Genomic DNA, 18,254 nt, shown 5'->3' on the forward strand with positions numbered 1-18,254 from the left:
TTTCGTGGTTATTTGAAGTTGTTTTTTAATTTTTTATTTTCATATTTATTTCTTTCTGTTTTCAGAGATACAAGCCAATCCAAATACATTCCTTCAGGCATTTGTCTGTAACCAAGCTTGTAAAGCGTACTGTATTCCTGAACCATCAGATCATATATTTCTTTTGCTTTCGGATTTTCTAAAGCCAGTTTGATATTATTTGAAGACCCACTCTTTAGATCTTGTCTATCCATTAATTTTTGAAATCTGGCTTTATACGTTTCAGCTTTTAGAATGCGTGCTTTTGCGAAATTTGGATAAACTTCGAGAGCTTTATTGAGGACTTTTAGGAGAAATTCGCCATCGTTGGAAGGAAAGCTTCTGTTGTAAGCTTGTGCTAGATCAAATAGGCATAATGCTAAACTTTCTTTGTTATCCAAAGCTTTCATAAACATACCGTTTCTGATGGCGTCCAGATGGATATATCCAGATGCCATTAACCAACCATCTTCAGGGAAAATTCCACTCGTCAATTCGGTATTAAACCATCCTAAAGACTTTACATTATGCTTGATGTAGACGTGATTAGGGGCTAAAGCCAGATTGGCATCAACTCCCAATTCTTCAGCAAGGATTTTGTACAAATAGGGCATCGAGTTGCAATTTCCTTTTTTTGTTGCAAGTAATTTGGAAACAAAGAGATTGGGTAAATCATCGTGACCAAAGACGTCGGTAAAATCGTAAGAGAAAGGTTTGTATTGAATGGTAGAGTCTTTCACAATCACTGGTATCGGTTGGCAGATGATCGAGTAAAGAGCCGCATATTTGCTGACTTTATCTTTATCATTTCCCTGATAGGTCAGTTCTCTGCTTTTAACTATTTGCTCTGCAAATGATTTCAGGAATTTGAGTTCATTATTAATCGCTATCGTGTCAATCTTTCCCTGGTAATAAGACTGCTCAACACTTAAGACAGCTTTCTTAAAACTATACTTTTCCTTGCCACTTAGCATATTGTCAATGTGTGCATAGGCCTCCTCGTAAAATTGATTACGCTGAGCTTTGACAGTAATAACCATTGAGACTATTACAAGCAAAGCAAATTGCATTGATTTTCTAAAATATTGATTTTTCATCTTGATGTTTTTATGTTAGAAGAGGTTTAGGTTTATTTTTTTCCTCCTCTCTTTTTTTCTCTTTTGCTTTTCTACGCTCTTCCTCCAATTTCTTTTGTTCTTCTTCCTTCTTTTTTCTCTGTTTTTCTAAATTGGTAAGACGAATTTTCTCGGCAAGCTCTTCGCTCCTTTGTTTGTTGGCTTCACGGTTCATATTGCTCAACCATTCTGAATAAGCTCCATCTGGCATAAATTTGAATCCGAGCTGGTCGATATTGTTGAACTGCATCTTTGTTTCTTTTAAAAGTTCCAGACCTTTCGGGAAATATTTTATATTTTCAAGTTCTGCAGGATTTTCTACATTTTGAATTCCTAATTCTGCTGCTACATATTCAAATCGCGCCTGCTGATACATTGATTTAAGTAAATTAGCATACATATTATTGGGATAAAGTTCAAGAGATTTATCCAATGCTTTTCCGACAAATTCATCCATTCCGTACTTATGAATATAGCCATTGGCTAAGTCTGCATATAACAATGACATAAGCTGTTTTTTACTTAAACTATTCATATAGACATCATTCAGTAAGGCTTCGGAGCCAATGTAACCGGATTCTAAAATCATAGCATTTGTACTAAGGATTCCATTAGTCAATTCTATATTCTGCCATTGATTATCATCGTCTTTGAAACGGATATACGTATGATTGGGAGCCATAGCCAATGAAGCATCTGCCCCGATTGATTCTGCTACCATCAAATAAAGTAGAGGCATTGAGTGACATTGTCCTTTTCCTGTTTTTAGTAATTTGGAAACAAACATTTTGTTCCATTCTTTCTTTCCCATAAAATCATCAAAATCATATTTGTAATTCTTTGAGAAATGCTTAAACAAAGCAATGTTTTTCAGAGTATTATCGACTGGGGTCACCTTTCCGGATTTCATTTTTTGCAAAACCTGAGAAGCTATTTTTGAAATGTTGGCTTTGAAATTAGAATAGTGTAGCTTCCTTTCAGAATAAGCATTTTCAACAATGAAATTCGCTTCAGCTAATGAATAATTGCTTTGATCTAAATTATTAAGTTGAGACAAGGCATCATAATAGAAGTTAGTTCCTGAATTAGCTGATAGTGATGGCAGATTATAACCGGAAATTTCTAGATTATTTACTTTTTGTTCAAACTGTTTTTGCTCTTTCTCTCGATTTTCTTTCTCTACGATTTTAAAATCGTTTTGCTGCATTTCCCAGTTTCTTCTTTCAATTTCTGACTTTCTTGAAGAATTATTAACTGAGGGAATGGATACCGTATTTTTTGACGTAGAATTGTTTCTGAAAGATATTTCAGAATAATTTTGAATTGGGGAAGTCGATGCACTTGGTCCTGTCGGCAGATTTGGAATCTGAGCGGATAATCCTGTACTAAAATACAGCAGTATAATAGAAATTGTACTGTTTCGCATAATTTGTGTTTTGTTTTTTTATTGCAATATTACTGGATGTCATTTTAAATTGATACCGTAGTATTACGGTGATTCCGTCCAATATTACTTCAGGGATTTTCATTATATTTTTAGTTTTTGGTTGTAGTTTTTGGGCATAAAAAAAGAGCGTGAATTAACTGACACTCTAAACTCAGGATACTGGTATAATCCCTCTAAGAAATGCAGCAAAACACGCCCCAGAAGGGCGAATCTTGCAGTTACATTTTCTTAGAATTCTTATAGTACCAGTATTTGAGTTTAGAAAATAACTGCTTAACGCAATGTTTTTATATGTATTTAAGATTTATTTATTCTTATACTTTTTTTATTTTTTGTTTACCACAAATATATTAAGAATACTTCATGGAGCAAAGTCTTAAGTGGATCAAAAAAATCCGAAGGACTGACAATTACATTAATACTATCTGGTTAGTGGTACAACAACTGTTTCTTCCTGAGTTGATATTGAATATCCAAATATTTTATTTTCTTTTTCATCTTTTATAAAATAGTAATTAGAAGTCTTATAAAGATAGAACCTTGTACTACTTTCCTCCGTAAGAATTGGTTGCTCCGAGTGTTGCTTTAAGTATATTGTAAATTTTGGTTTTTCTTTTAATATATACTTTGCTTCCTGTGCAGCGGTTGCGTACATATAGATAAATGCGAATGCTAAATGCATCCAAAATCCAAGATTTCGACTTTCAAAAAAGTAAACATAGCTGGAAATAGTGATAATTGTTATAAAAACAATATTTACTGGCGTAGCAAATTTGTACATATTGATTAGTACACCGAAACCACAAATTAATAATACGATAATTACAATTAATGTAATTATTGATAAACCTTTGCTTCTTGACTTTAAGTCAGTCAGCAACAAACAGACGATTCCTGGTGAGAATAACACTCCAATTAAAATCATTAACATTAGGTTTTCATATAGTACAGCAATTGCGTCCGACAGATTGAAATATCGATAGTAGCTAATTCCTAATAAATCAAAATAATGCCACAAATAAAATAATCCAAGTGCAGGCAATATAGCTGTTAATTCGGCAATTTTCACAAACGGCTTATCCTCTACTGGAATGTATTTTTTATTCAACTTATGATTAATAATTCTTAATTTTCGGATTAATCTTTGTCTGTTCATGTTTATTTCGTTTTAAAATTGTTTTGTATTTGTAATTTATTAGTTTAAAAGTAGAAATATTTTAATTTTAATAACATTAAGTTAGTTCGTAATTTGGATATGAAAATTTCTCTATTTTGAGAACTTATATTTGTATATTTACCTCATAACCAAAAAACTAATAAAACATGAAAACAATTATTCTGGGATTGTTTATGCTTTTCAGCATGATCACTTTTTTACATTCACAAACTAGCAGCTACAGACTCAAATTTCGTTATCACATTTCTAAAGAAAAATTGAAAGATTTAAATGATCAAGGGTATGTGATTACTGACGGTACTACGACTAATTACAGTTTTTGTCCTGCCTTAAATAAATCTTTTAAATGTTTAGTAACCAATAAGGATGGAGAATTATTTATTGACCCTTGGCAAATAGAGCATGATAAAGGAGGCTCTGATGCTAAAGGCGCAGTAGATCCCTGTTACGGTCAGGAAAGAATTATTAATGCAGCTACTCCTAATAAACTTAAACTTGTGAAATTGAGTAGAGATAAAGTGGGCGATCCTACAAGAAGCATTACTCTGCATTACCAGACCGTTATTGTCGGAATTAACGCTATAGGTGTAAAAGTTAGACCTTCAGTTGTCGACTATAATAATAATCAGTACTCTGCTAATGTCGTAACTGGGAATATTAATTTGGGTTTTTCTGTTGGATATTCATGGGGTTGGACAACTTTTTCACACAGGTCAAGTACCAGCTGGTCGGTAACTCCCGGAGCTTCATTCGGATTCTCATCAGCAAGCTTGGGAAAAGAACCGCTGAAGAAAAAAGTTGTTACTACTTATAATCCAAGTAATCTTGTTCTTTCTCCTTCAGCAGGTTTAACGATTGCAAGAAATGATATAGGAATTATTTTTAGTTATGGATATGATTTTATGACAGGAAGTAATGCAGATGCTTGGGCATATCAAGGAAAAAGATTCTTTGGATTAGGTATTGCAGCTGGACTAAAATTGTAAAAAAATTCTTTAATACTGTAACAAATCTATAACTAAACCTTAAAGATTATCAACCTAGATAATAATAAAATAAAAATATAAATCTTACAGAAGATCAACTGGAAACAGTTGCAAAAATTGTTAACCAAGAAATTAAAGATTACGCGGGGGTCTTGCATGAAGTCATTTGCGGAAAAGATCTGGATGATACTCGATTTAATGAGCTGAAAAAGCTTGTCTACACGGATGTAAATGTTTGGAGAAACAACTAAAAACAATTTTTTATATTAGTTTAATGAAAAATATTTTTACAAAAGATGAGCTGAATAGCTTTATGCAGTATTTCCAAATTATGATTCGTGATCTAGTTATCTGCACTTCAAATATTGACGAGATTATTGAGCAAAATAATGAAAGCAGAGAAAAAATTGCTCCTTTTAGTTATTTTTTAGGGCATTATGTAGCACTAGCTTATTCCTTTGCAACACTAACATTGTCTAAACTGTTTGTTCAGGATGAAAAACGCAGCCTGAAAAAATTGATGAATAAGTTAGAAAACAGCGATTTTGACGAAGAACTCAAAGAGATGCTGACTAAAAATCGTAAGCTTTCTGAAAATGGTAGTGAAGGTGAATATGACTATCTGTTTAAACATAAAGCAGATATTAAAAATGCTATTGCTATTTCCAGAGAAGAGATTAATCAGGCGGAGTTTTTGGTTGAGAAAATTAAAGCAAGACGAGACTCTTATTATGCTCACTTCGATCCTGATAAACTTGGTGAGATAGAAGTTGAAAGCCTCGCTGAAATAAAGCAACTTTCTGATATTGCGGAGGGAATCTATAACCGCTTTAATTCTGGATTTAATAATTCCACTTTTATGTTTACAAACCTTTGGAATATGAAAGATTTATTTGCCATAATTAATGACCATCATGACGAACAGGTTAAAAAAAGAAATGACTTAGATAAAGAATAACCAAATTATTGTAAAAACTAAAAACTAAAAACTAATTACTATGAGTGATATTTTATATTACCCTTATATCAATGTACCGGATAATGACTGGACTATAAGAACTCTTCTTTATTACAAGGATATTGCTGCGATTGTACCTCAGGAATATCTTTGGCAACCAGAACGGAATTATGACCCGTTTATGATGGAGCTTGTTAGAATGTCTCTGATAGTTCCTATAAATCCTATTGAGATATTTGATGAACCTTGGGAAGTAACAAAACCTTTCGTTACCGAGATTGAGAAGAATAAAAATTCACTTGAAAAAGCACAAAATCGATTCTATAATAGTCAAAGGAATTTAGTGCATTCTCAGAAGTTTTCTTCTGCCAGAATACACGCTGATAAGTTTGATGATAATGTCTTCTATAGTCTTGAAAATTTAGGGCTTGCCAGTAGAGCAGAGGGAAATTGGTATGCAGTGGAAACAAAAACGGCAGATCAATTAATGAAGTTCGTAGCTACCATAATTGGAGCTAAGACGAACAGAATTCCTATGACTGATAATTTAAGGTCAAGGTTTTACAGTATTAAAAATCTAAAAAACCAAAAAAAAAGGCAGACGATTTTAGAAAGTTTGATCCCATTTCCACAAAATATAAAGTTAGATAAAATGTTGCGCTTCAAGGAGAAGCATGGTGATCTGTTAGATGCTTTTACAAGCAGAGTTGAATTACTTGTGCTTGATCCCACAGTAATAGAGGGGACAGATTTATTTAACGAAAAGATCAGAGAATTGGTGATTAGAAAAGGTGAGCTAACCGCAAAAATGGGAGAGAGTCAAATAGGAAATATTATTTTCGGATCAGTATGTGGGATTATTGGTGCCACGCAAGGAATTGTAGCCACCGGAGATTTAAAATCTATGCTTTGGGGATTACCAGGATTTGCAAATGCTGTATATTCCGCGATGAAAATTGAAAAAACGGAAAATGTCTTTGACCAATCAGGAATGAAATATCTTGCTTTAGTAGACAAAAAACTCAGATAACTTTCGTATTTGAAGTAAAGCGGATTGAAATAAATAAAATATAAAAATTAAAAAACTATCTATGGAATTTGACGAAAAGATTGAACTAGTATCGAAATTACTAAATTTTGCATCTTCTAATAATAATCACGGTGATCTGGAAGATGTTAGAAACATAACAATGGATGCTATTGCATCAAGCATTCAAAATTACCTGATTGCTCTTAAATTATCGACACACTTAAGTGATATTAAATATCTTCAAGAAAATATTTGGGAAGGATTTGTAGAAAATGATCTGGTTGATCTAGATCATAATTTTAATGGATTCATTAAAGATGCCTTTTATAATGCTCTGTTTATTTCCATTGAAACCAACTTTAGAGCTATAGCAAAGCACTTTGAGGCAAGGGCTAATACAATTAATAAAACTTCTATAAAGGAGACTTTTGAAAAGTTATTAAGTATGATTTCCTTTTTTGCAGGTATTACAGCTTATGAAAGAGATGTGATTATCTATTTTTTCTATTTGCGAAATACAATGCACAATTTTGGAATTCACACTAAGCCGAATCATAGTTTAGAAATTGAAGATAACACTTCCGTAATAAATAAGTCAAAAGTTAAATTAGAATTGATTCAAAACCAACCTAATAATATTACTGGTAAAGAACAACTTCTTCTAATTGAGCAGGTAATTAAAGTTATAATAAGATTCAATTCTCTAATTCCGACCGCTGAAAGAGTAAAACATCCATTGGCTGATTTTGATTATAATGGATAGCTCCTAAAATAATTTCTTATTTTAACTTTTTTTAACATTTGGCACGTATTTCGATTACATGATCATGTCAAAACTAGCCCAACATCGACGTTAAAAGTAGTAGGCACTAAAACAAATTAAAATAATGAGTAATTCAAACAAAAACTGGCCAAGTAAAACAGGAAATCCTTCTGGAGGAAATAGGGGAAACAATCCTGCTAAAACTTCAAGTGGAGGAAGTAGTAAGCCTTCTACACCTAAAAAATAACTCTGTTTAAAACATTCTAAAGTCTGAATATCTATTCAGGCTTTTTTTGTAAATTTATAAAAAACTAATAATTTACGTTATGCAACATTCCATTATTGAATTCTTGAGAAGAAATAATTTAAAAATTGATCAGGATTTCAATTGTTTTTGCTCAGTTATCAAGAAACATGATTCTATAAAGCAAGTAGAGAAAAGCCCATTCAGAATCATTTTCCAAGAAAAGTCAGTCGTTCTTTTAAGGATTAATGCTCCAAAGCCAAAAGAATATCGTTTTGGGTACGAACATATTATAGATCATTCTTTGCATGGTAATAAACTTAGACTCTCAGTAAAAGATTGGTTCTACGATAATATGTACTTTGAATTTGACTTTCTATTTATTTTTAATAAATATATTCTTGATCCCTTTAGTGTAAAAAAAGCTGATTTTGAAACTGTTGTTGGTAAAGAATTATATGTAGTTTATTCAACTTCTTGGTATGACGATAAGAAAGAAATGGAAGGTGTTTTAACAAGAGTTGGTGATTTGAGAATATATATTGATGATATTAATAATCAAAAACAAGAAATTGAAATCTTTGATCTTGCATATTTCTTTGCGAGACTTTAGCAAACTAAGTCATTCACTCTAAATCTAAGAGTCACTTTCCCAGTGATTCTAAAAGTTATTTTCTTAAAATCCAAAACTAATTGCCACTTCATGAGAGAAGAATTTAATGAATTAAATGTACCGGATGGTCATTACCTTAAAATTGCAAAAAATTCCGGAAATATTTATTTTGATGAATTTATTGAATCTGTTTCAAAAATTAAACAGTTTATATCCAATAGAGATTTCAAGGATCTCTGGGGAAATAAGTTACAGCTAAAAAAAGCAAAATTTGACGAAAAAGCTTATATTCAAAGTGCCTGTGAGCTGGCAGTTGCAAATTATTTTTGTGAGAAAAATGGTTTCAGGGTCGAAGCTAAAGTAAACCCTAAAAATCAAAAAGATGTAGACGTTAAATTTCAGTCTAACAATTTCACATACAATATTGAAGTAAAATGTGCGGCTTTTACTAATAGAGAGAAGGTACAAAATACAGAATCTTTCAAATATCAAACTTATGGTCGACTTGACAATAGGCTAGACATAATGTCAATACTTTCCAATGCGATAGATGAAGGTTTAATAAAGCAAGGTAAATCTCTGAAAGAACATTCTGAGTTAAAAAGTATGGATAATAATCTTAAAGATTTTCTGATTAACGCGCACGAAAAATTTAATGATTTATCAAAAGAAAATGAGATCAATATTTTATTAATATGCTGTGGTGATAGAGAGGATATGCAGAGCTGGGTAGGTTATCTTAACGGCCCCGAAGGTCTGTTTACTAATGGTTCTTTTTGCGACCCTGCTGATTACAATAATGTAGACTTAGTGATTTTAACTAACTTATATTACAAGCACAAAGATTTCTATAATAAAAATATTGAGAATTCCTGGAACTTGAATGAAACCTTAAATCTAAGTATTATAAATCCTTACTGTAGATTACGTAAACCAAAAGGGATTGAAAATTTTGATAGTGAAATGATTAATTATAATTCAGAGATTAATCAATTTAAAGTGCCTGGACTAGCACCAGAAGTCCTGAAGGATGCCAGAAAAGTTGTGCATTTTGTAATCGACTATCTCGAAATACAAGAAGGCAAATATTTGTTTGATAAAAAGAGTAGTAATTGATATTCTCTTTGTTATCTCGACCTTTATAAGTGATCAACATAAAGTTCTTAAAGCTAAAAACATTAAAATTAAAAAATAAATTATGTCATTTTTTCCTCCGCTTTCAATTGCAGATGCAATCGATAAAATAGATTACAATCAATATTTACTTCCTGCAATTCAACGAGATTTTGTTTGGTCATCTGGAAAAATAGAGATGTTATTTGACTCACTTATGCAACAATATCCAATTGGTTCAATGTTGCTTTGGAGAGTTGAAGGTAATAACACACAAAACCAACGATTTTATGGGATCTTAAAAAAATATAGAGAAAGATTCCTCAATAGATCAGAAGAAGTTGATACAAAAAAACTTCCTAGCTTCGAAGTCGTTTTAGACGGGCAGCAGCGCCTTACTGCACTTTATCTGGGGTTGAAAGGTTCTTATGCTTATCACGAATATAATCTGGCTTGGAAAGATAATGAACACTCTATTCCTACAAGATATCTTTATTTAAATCTTAAATATAAAAAGGATTCTAGCAAGGACTTAAACGATAGTGACGATGATAGAAAATATGAATTCTTGTTTTTAAAACCTTCAGAAGCAAAAAATGAAGATGGAAATAAATGGTTCAAAGTCGGAGATATTTTGGGTATTCGCGGAATGGCACAGCTGAATTCTTATTGTAAGAAACACGAAATAGAAGATCAGGATGCTCAGGAGATATTGAGTCGGCTTCACGATATTGTTCATCTTGAGAAACTTATTCACTACTATCTTGAAAAAGGTTCTGATTTTACCAGAGCATTAGATATTTTTATACGAATAAATTCAGGCGGTATTAACTTAAGTTATTCGGATTTAGTAATGTCAACAACTATTTCAGGTTGGATGATTCTAGATGCCCGCAAAGAAATTAATGGATTAGTTGATGAAATTGTAAAGGAATACGGCTTTGCCGTAAACAAAGATTTGATTTTGCGTACCTATCTGATTTTGTACAACGATGATATTAAATTTAGAGTAACCAATTTCAGTATTAAGAATGCTAAAGATTTTGAAAGTAAATGGGAAAATATTAGGAAAGCAATTAAAGAAGTCTTTCAACTTATTGTAGACTTTGGATATGCTCCAAAAACACTGACATCATTAAATGCTGTTCTTCCGATTATATATTATTTATACAAAACTGATAAAGTAAAAGATTTTCATAAGAAAGTTGCATATAAAGATGATAGAGCAATTATTAAAAAATGGCTTCATGTTGTTTTGCTACATCAAATATTTGGCGGGCAAGCTGAAGGTGTATTAAAAGCTATCAGAGATACTTTGAAAAAAGAAATTGCTAAGTCTCCGGCAGTTTTCCCTGCTGCCGCTATTGCAAAGAGGCTTTCTAAAACCAATAAAAGTATAAACGTCGATAAAGAGTTTGTAGAAAATCTTTTATATACTCAGAAAGAAAATAGATACGCTTTTCCCATACTCGCATTACTTTATCCTAACTTAAAATATAAGGATGGAGATTTTAATCTTGATCATTGTCATCCGATATCAAATTTCAATGAAAAAAAGCTAAAATTAAATAATATCCAATTGACTGATTCTAATAGAGAATACTTTACAGATCCGGAGTATTTTAATTCCATTATTAATCTCCAAATGTTAGATGGTAATGAAAACAAGTCAAAAGGTGCAAAGCAACTTGCAGATTGGGTTTCTACAAATAAAATTAATAAGAAAAAGTACTATTTTCCCAATGATTTAAATTTTTCATCATTTGATAAATTTGCAAAACAGCGTCAAGTTATTTTGACAGTAAAACTAATGGAGGAACTTAAATTCTAATTTTTTTTGTTTAGTTAACAGTTTGATAATCTTATTTTTTAATAAAATGTACACTATGATATTAGAGATTAATGAATCCAGAAAGTTTATTTTTATAAGTACTAAAAATAATGTGACTTATCAATTTACTTCTAGATGTACTTATATGTTTAATGAGACATATAACGGTTTTACTTATGTATTTGAAGTGTATGAAGAGTCAAAGGAAAGTGATGATTCTTTTAGTCTCATTTTATTAGAGATGGAAAATGAAACTGATTTAAAAGTAGTTGACTTATATCCTGACAGTAGTAAGTACTATTTGGGGAAAGGAATTTCGATCAGCCTTCTTCTAAAGTGTAGAGAAATTTTTGGAAAGAGGATAATTTCCAGTAGTAATTTGAAAAAATCTGATAATTATTGTGAGTGGAATACGCCAGAAGCAATTGATAAAGTTTGGAATCCTTTGGTAAAATCAGGGAAGGCTATATATGATCAAGATGAAGACCTATATGTTGTAATTTGATGTGAAATACGATGGATGAATTAAACAGTCTTGATTGGAAGATTTATGAATCTCTGACAAAATATATTTATGATACTTTAAAAAAAGAATATCATATTCCAGTGGAGGGTTATGGGCAGAATTGTAAAATAAAAGGTAATTCAGGGGTTATGCATCAAATTGATGTGCTGACCGCTGAGTTTGATGGTTGCCAAACTTACAAAACGGCTATCGAATGTAAATACTGGAAAAAAAAAGTAACTAAAGATACAGTTATGAAGCTTCTTTCTATCATCAATGATACCGATATACAAAGAGGAATTATTGTGTCAAGGAATGGATTTACTCGGGATGCACAAATGTTTGCAGAACATCATAATATAAAGATAGTGCAGCTGAGAGAATCTGAAAATAATGATAATGAACAGAAGGAAGTTGAATTTGGAATTTTAGATTTATTTTTCAAGATCAATGTGAGCAGACCAGAGGTCACAAGAATAGTTGTTAAAACAAATGACGATAATGAAATTATACTTCCTGAAACACAGCAATATTTGGTTTATATTGAAAATAAAGATGGCACAAAAATAAGATTGTATGATTCTGTAATGGTTTTTAAAAAAAATCTACACACTCAAAAACCTTTTGAAATGGTTTTGAAATCTTACGATTTTACAGATCATAGACTGTTTTTTAATGGAAATTATCAAAAGATAAAAAGCATTACCTACACAGGTTTACTAACTATTATTAATAAGGACCATCAAAAAACATTTTCTCTAGTGGATAAAGTATGGATGATTATGAACCAAATCTTTGAACAAAAGACATTTCTTATAACCCAGCTTGGTATTGTTGTGAATAAAGAAGATTTGTCATAAATACTATTTATGTTCTTAGTAATACGGTTTCCCGTAATGTCAATTTAGTTTTCAAATCTATCTTTGACAAAATTAAAAAATGAAAGCTATTTACAGTTTATTACTTTTAGTATTAATATTATCGTGTTCTAACCCAGTCCAGCGAAATACAATAAAATTTTCAAAGCTGGAGTATGGAGAAAAATGGCCATTTTCAGTTGATGAAGTTGAAGTTTATTGTTCTGGATATAAAGAAATTTACTGCAAGGCCAGCAATGGAAAGACATATGCTTTAAATGGAACTGCTAAAGGTGTTTCACATAATAATGCTGCTATCAGTAAAGTTGATGAAATATGGTTGGATGATCCCAAATGGGCTGGATTAAAAATTTCATACGGAGATTTTATCACTAAAGGTCTGGAACTTTGTGAAAATAAATAACAAGAATACTAAAGAATCAGTTTATCTTTTTTCTTGGTAATCCAATTTCATGTTCCTGTGGATAGGGATTTCGGTGAGTCATACTAACGTCTTCCCGTAGACTTCTTTCCATTTCTTTAGATTTTTCATCATCCATCGAATATCGCGGATCGGCAATCAAAGGCATTTTTGCCATTTTAGTAATGGTAATAGTAGGAAAATGATAATCTACTTCAACAGTTCCTAATAAAAGGTAGACTCCTCCTTCCTTAAAGGGAAATTGTTTTAAACTGTCGGGAAAATGTGCCGTGTCAAAATACTCACCTTCAGCATCGATCCATGTTCCGAAATACATATCGTCTTTCTTTCCAGGATGATTTCTCATCTTGATAGGAACGTGTTTCCTGGAAATTAAATATGCCAGCATTTTAACCTGTTTTTTATGATACTTCAAGAGATCTTTAACCAAAACGTGACCTCTGTATTTAGTCTTGAGTAAATCAAAGATCGAATAGGAAACTGGAAATCCTAAAATTTCAATTTCATCAAAAGCGTCTTCAAAAGGGTTTCTATCTATTGTCGGTAGCTTATAATCTTTTTGAGGTTCCTCAAATAATGATATGATCTTGCTTTTATATTGATTCTTTGAAAGTAGGAATCTTGCTTCAATTAAAAGTTCGTGTTTCTGCTTTCCGGTAAATCTGAAAGCCCCGACAAAAATTAATATCTGTAAAGTTTCAATACCAATGTTGACTCTTTTTATAAAATCTTCTAATGATCCGTAATCGCCGTTTTCTTTCCTTTCTTCCGGGATATTTACTTTGATAGAAGCTTCAAGTTTTTCAATATGCATTAGACCTAAGTACACATCTGTTCCATATAATGTTGTATGAAATTCGCTTAGGTTAATGCAGGGGTTATGAATTTTAGCACCTGACATCTTCGCCTCGTGTACATAAACTTCTGTTCGGTAAAAACCACCGCCATTATTAATAGCAGATACCATAAATTCGATAGGGTAATAGGCTTTCAGAAACAGACTCTGATAGCTCTCCACGGCATAAGAAGCAGAGTGTGCTTTACAAAAGGAGTAGCCGGCAAAAGATTCAATCTGTCGATATACTTCCTGAGAAAGCTGCTCAGGATGTCCTTTCCTTTTGCAGGATTCAAAGAAATCATCTTTTAATTTTTGTAAAGCTGAAAGTGATCGTCCTTTACCACTCATAGCTCTTCGAAGAACATCTCCATTAGCTGCAGAAACTCCACCAAAGTGCATCGCAATTTTAATGACATCTTCTTGATAAACCATAATGCCATAGGTTTCGCCTAATTCTTTTTCAAATACATCGTGGAAGTATTCAAATTGACCGGGATGATTGTGTCGGAAAATGTACTCCCGCATCATTCCACTCTGTGCAACTCCTGGACGAATAATTGATGATGCAGCAACCAATACTTTGTAATTATCACATTTTAATCTTCTCAAAAGTCCACGCATAGCTGGAGATTCAATGTAGAAACAACCAATGGTCTTTCCAATGCTCAAAAATTCATTGCACTTGACTTCATCCTTAGAGATTCTGGTATCTTCAATATCTACATTGATTCCCTTTTTTTCTTTAATTAGATTAACGGTATCTTTAATCGTTCCCAATCCTCTTTGTGAAAGAATGTCAAACTTTTCCAGACCAATATCCTCAGCTGTATGCATATCAAACTGAACAATTGGAAATTCTTTTGGAGGAAATTCTAAAACTGAATAATTTGTAATAGGTTCTTCGGAAATAAGAATCCCACAAGAATGCATACTTCTTTGATTGGGAAATCCAACTAACAACTGTTCATACTTATAAATCTCTTGAACAATTGAATTTTGATCGTGTAGTTCTCTCGGTTTTTTTGAAAGCTGATCTAGTTCATCTTTCGGCAGTCCAAAGACTTTTCCCAGTTCTCTGAATCTCGATTTTCTCTTGAACTCCACATTAGTTCCACAAAAAGCAACGTGATTTTTTCCATATTTATCAAAAATGTATTCCAAAATAGTGTCACGATTCTTCCAACTCCAATCGATGTCGAAGTCGGGAGGACTTTTACGGTTTAAGTTTAGAAAACGCTCAAAGTACAAATCTAGCTCTAGAGGACATATGTCGGAAATGCCTAAACAATAAGCTATAATACTGTTAGCGCCACTTCCTCTTCCGACGTGCATAAAACCCATACGCTTACTGTATTGAATAATATCCCAAGTAATCAAGAAGTAGCCGCAAAAATTAAGTTGATGAATAACTGTTAATTCTTTTTCAGCTCTCTCAATAGCCTGTCTGTTATTATCAGGATATCTATGAGATAAACCTTCATAAGCAAGCTGGGATAACAATTTAAAGTCATTTTCCTTGCTGTCAGTATAATATTTTTTATTCTTCGGGGTTTTAAATTCAAAATCAAAACTGCATTGACTGACGATAAATTTCGTGTTTTCAACGATTTCTGGGTAATGCTTAAACTGATCGAGAAGAGTTTTCTTACTCATAAACAACTCATCTTTTCTACAATAATCTTTTTCAGCCAGTTTTGTAAAAAGAATATTACCATCTATGGCTCGTAATATTTTATGAAGTTCGTATTCGTCATCAGTCTTAAACGTTACCGGATGAAGGATAACCATTTTATGAGTGAGGGATTTGAATTCAGAATTGATTAAAAGGTTTAACTCATCTTGTCTGATTCCGATAAACTCGTGTTCCAATAATATATCAGGTTTATTTTGTAAAGTATAAATCACAAAGCAGTTTTCTAATTGAGGATTAGATTTTGGAATTTCAATATTTTCACAATTATAATCGGTCAAAAGCCTGTTGACTTCAGCTATTCCTTTCGGGTTCTTCGCTAAGCATATATAATACTGCTCATTTTCAACTCTGACATCAACGCCTACAATAGGTTTAATGCCTTTATCTTCACACAGTTTATAAAACTGATAGATTCCCGTTACGGTATTGATATCAGTTAGCGCAAGAACTTTCAGCTTATAATCCATAGCCAGATCAACTAATTCTTCAACAGAAATAGTCCCATAACGAAGGCTATGATAGGTATGACAATTGAGGAACATAATTTTATTTATTGAGTCAAAAAACCGGAAGCCCTTCCAAGGCTTTTAGCACCAAAACGGTCTTTCATTTTATCCATGGTCTGATATAATGAGATCAGCTCTTCGGTATCTTCAAAAAGATTCATCTGATGGCTTCCGTGAACCAGTCCTGTAAACTTGACACCTACAAGACGAATTCTCATTCTTCGGGTATAAACTTTCTTGAAGAGTTCCAGAATATATTTCAGCAATGTGTGGTCTGCTGAGGTATAAGCCACCTTACATTGTTTAGTCTCTGTATCAAAGTTGGCATATCTTATTCTTACTGATACCGTTGAGGTCAGCCATTTTTCCTGTCTTAACTGGTAGCATAACTGTTCAACCATTCCGGAAAGAATACTTCTGATATTCGGAATATCGATGGTGTCTTCGGAAAAAGTTGTTTCAGTTGATATGGATTTACGCTCTGAATATTGAATCACAGGATTTAAATCAATGCCATTGGCTTTTTTCCATAACTCAGTTCCATTTTTTCCAATTAATTCCTGAAGCACATCCACTGGCATTTTAGCAAGTGTTTCAATCTTTCTTACACCTAATCTTGAAAGGAGTTCAAAGGTCACATCACCAACCATAGGAATCTTTCTGACGGATAAAGGATTTAAAAAAGGCTGTATTGCGAGCGGTTTTAATTCTAATTTACCGGCTGGCTTTGCTTCACCTGTTCCAATCTTTGAAACTGTTTTATTGGTAGACAATGCAAAACTAATAGGTAGACCTGTATTTTTCTTTACCGCTTCCGCAATTTCGGTTGTCCATTGATAGCAGCCGAAGAACTTATCCATGCCCGACAGATCAAGATAGAACTCGTCTACACTTGCTTTTTCCATAACAGGAACTTTTTCCTGAATGATTTCAGTCACCAAATGTGACATTTTGGAATAATACTCCATATCACCTTTGATAACCTGCGCTTCGGGACATAAGCGTAAAGCCATTCGCAAAGGCATCGCAGAACGAACCCCAAATTTCCTGGCTTCATAGGAACAAGATGCTACTACACCACGATCTCCGCCACCTATGATCACGGGCTGATTCTCCAATACAGAGTCTCTCAGCCGTTCACAGGAAACAAAGAATGTATCCAGATCCATATGTGCAATCGCTCGTTCCATTTGACAAAATTATCACGATTTGTAGCAAAAAATTGTATATTTGTTGCTATAATTTATAGCAATGTCAATTTTATCAGAAAACATGCGGTATTTAAGAGGTAAGCTCAATCTGTCTCAACAAAAGGTTGCCGATGATCTTTTAATTACCCGAGGCCGATATAGTAAGTATGAAGATGATGCCGCAGCGCCACCCCTTGATATTTTAGTGAAAATTTCAAGATATTATAATATCAGCATCGATTTACTTTTGACCATCAACGTCAGCAAATATTCGATTGATGAGATTATGGAGCTCCCTGACAATAGGATTGTTCTGCCTATCAGGGTTGATCAGGATGGAAACGATCAGATTGAGATTATTCCACAAAAAGCCTCTATGGGTTATCTGAACGGTTATGGAGATCCGGAATACATAGAAAGTTTGGAAACGATATCCTTACCTTTTTTAAAAGGTGGGAAGTTTAGAGCGTTTCCAGCGGACGGAGATTCTATGCCGCCTTATAAGAACGGAACTTATATTGTTGGAAAATATGTAGAAAATCTTTCTGATCTGAAAACGGACCGGACTTATATTTTCATCACCACTAATGATGGAATCAGTTACAAAAGATTCCAGTTTCATGAAGCAGACAGTATATGGGTAAAAGCTGACAATCAATTTTATGAGCCATATAAAATTCCATTATCTGAAATTAAAGAGATCTGGGAATTTGCCTGTAGTATCAATACGATAGAATATGGAGCTGATGAATTTGCAGAACGTAATATTCAAAACTTTATGACAGAGATCAAGACCGATATCAAACAGATTAAAGAAAAAATAGGAGATAAGAATTGAATTCATTTGAATAAAGCTCAAAAATAAGTTTCCTAACATTACTTCATAAAAAAAAATCTCCTAAGGGAAGCAAAAACACAAATGATGAAA

The 18,254-nt window shown here is 32.7% G+C and carries 17 protein-coding genes; 12 read left to right on the forward strand and 5 right to left on the reverse strand.

Features of this window, described 5'->3' with window-relative positions:
- Positions 1-8: 8 nt before the first annotated feature.
- From RTX21_RS13895 to RTX21_RS13905, 3 genes are all read right to left on the reverse strand, one after another.
- Positions 9-1,115, reverse strand: coding sequence for a hypothetical protein (locus RTX21_RS13895; RefSeq protein ID WP_002977343.1), 1,107 nt, complete (start codon positions 1,113-1,115; stop codon positions 9-11).
- A gap of 10 nt (positions 1,116-1,125) precedes the next feature.
- Positions 1,126-2,559, reverse strand: a complete 1,434-nt coding sequence (locus RTX21_RS13900) for a transglutaminase family protein (RefSeq protein ID WP_027383737.1) — start codon at positions 2,557-2,559, stop codon at positions 1,126-1,128.
- 442 nt (positions 2,560-3,001) lie between these two features.
- On the reverse strand, positions 3,002-3,736 hold the full coding sequence (locus RTX21_RS13905) for a hypothetical protein (protein ID WP_002977346.1): 735 nt from the start codon (positions 3,734-3,736) through the stop codon (positions 3,002-3,004).
- 305 nt (positions 3,737-4,041) lie between these two features.
- Between RTX21_RS13905 and RTX21_RS13910 the strand changes: the two genes are divergently transcribed.
- From RTX21_RS13910 to RTX21_RS13960, 11 genes are all read left to right on the forward strand, one after another.
- Positions 4,042-4,743 (forward strand): hypothetical protein, encoded by a 702-nt coding sequence (locus tag RTX21_RS13910; protein ID WP_312768574.1) that lies wholly within the window; start codon positions 4,042-4,044, stop codon positions 4,741-4,743.
- A gap of 274 nt (positions 4,744-5,017) precedes the next feature.
- Positions 5,018-5,701 (forward strand): hypothetical protein, encoded by a 684-nt coding sequence (locus RTX21_RS13915; protein WP_002977348.1) that lies wholly within the window; start codon positions 5,018-5,020, stop codon positions 5,699-5,701.
- A 40-nt stretch (positions 5,702-5,741) separates the two neighbouring features.
- On the forward strand, positions 5,742-6,731 hold the full coding sequence (locus tag RTX21_RS13920; protein WP_002977349.1) for a hypothetical protein: 990 nt from the start codon (positions 5,742-5,744) through the stop codon (positions 6,729-6,731).
- Positions 6,732-6,792: 61 nt separating this feature from the next.
- Complete coding sequence (locus tag RTX21_RS13925) at positions 6,793-7,494, forward strand: hypothetical protein (RefSeq protein WP_002977350.1); 702 nt, start codon at positions 6,793-6,795, stop codon at positions 7,492-7,494.
- A gap of 124 nt (positions 7,495-7,618) precedes the next feature.
- Positions 7,619-7,741, forward strand: coding sequence for a hypothetical protein (locus tag RTX21_RS13930; RefSeq protein ID WP_002977351.1), 123 nt, complete (start codon positions 7,619-7,621; stop codon positions 7,739-7,741).
- Between the two features lie 79 nt (positions 7,742-7,820).
- Positions 7,821-8,351 carry a hypothetical protein gene (locus tag RTX21_RS13935; protein ID WP_002977352.1) on the forward strand — a complete coding sequence of 177 codons (531 nt, stop codon included), beginning with the start codon at positions 7,821-7,823 and terminating at the stop codon, positions 8,349-8,351.
- 90 nt (positions 8,352-8,441) lie between these two features.
- Positions 8,442-9,467 carry a hypothetical protein gene (locus RTX21_RS13940; protein ID WP_002977353.1) on the forward strand — a complete coding sequence of 342 codons (1,026 nt, stop codon included), beginning with the start codon at positions 8,442-8,444 and terminating at the stop codon, positions 9,465-9,467.
- An 82-nt stretch (positions 9,468-9,549) separates the two neighbouring features.
- Positions 9,550-11,295 (forward strand): DUF262 domain-containing protein, encoded by a 1,746-nt coding sequence (locus RTX21_RS13945; RefSeq protein WP_002977354.1) that lies wholly within the window; start codon positions 9,550-9,552, stop codon positions 11,293-11,295.
- A 55-nt stretch (positions 11,296-11,350) separates the two neighbouring features.
- A complete protein-coding gene (locus RTX21_RS13950; RefSeq protein WP_002977355.1) occupies positions 11,351-11,800 on the forward strand; it encodes a hypothetical protein in 450 nt (149 codons plus the stop codon).
- An 11-nt stretch (positions 11,801-11,811) separates the two neighbouring features.
- Positions 11,812-12,660, forward strand: a complete 849-nt coding sequence (locus RTX21_RS13955; RefSeq protein WP_002977356.1) for a restriction endonuclease — start codon at positions 11,812-11,814, stop codon at positions 12,658-12,660.
- A 79-nt stretch (positions 12,661-12,739) separates the two neighbouring features.
- Positions 12,740-13,081 carry a DUF2511 domain-containing protein gene (locus RTX21_RS13960; RefSeq protein WP_002977357.1) on the forward strand — a complete coding sequence of 114 codons (342 nt, stop codon included), beginning with the start codon at positions 12,740-12,742 and terminating at the stop codon, positions 13,079-13,081.
- Positions 13,082-13,097: 16 nt separating this feature from the next.
- On the opposite strand, the gene RTX21_RS13965 is transcribed toward RTX21_RS13960, so the two are convergent.
- Positions 13,098-16,172, reverse strand: a complete 3,075-nt coding sequence (locus tag RTX21_RS13965) for a DNA polymerase III subunit alpha (protein ID WP_002977358.1) — start codon at positions 16,170-16,172, stop codon at positions 13,098-13,100.
- An 8-nt stretch (positions 16,173-16,180) separates the two neighbouring features.
- Positions 16,181-17,326: a DNA polymerase IV gene (gene dinB / locus RTX21_RS13970; RefSeq protein WP_027383735.1), complete on the reverse strand. Its 1,146-nt coding sequence runs from the start codon at positions 17,324-17,326 to the stop codon at positions 16,181-16,183.
- Between the two features lie 61 nt (positions 17,327-17,387).
- On the opposite strand from dinB, the gene RTX21_RS13975 reads away from it, so the two are divergent.
- The gene (locus RTX21_RS13975; RefSeq protein WP_027383734.1) at positions 17,388-18,164 is read left to right on the forward strand and encodes a helix-turn-helix domain-containing protein; all 777 of its coding nucleotides are present in this window, start codon (positions 17,388-17,390) and stop codon (positions 18,162-18,164) included.
- Positions 18,165-18,254 lie beyond the last annotated feature (90 nt).

The sequence above is a fragment of the Epilithonimonas sp. genome (assembly GCF_032054305.1).
Classification (GTDB): domain Bacteria; phylum Bacteroidota; class Bacteroidia; order Flavobacteriales; family Weeksellaceae; genus Epilithonimonas.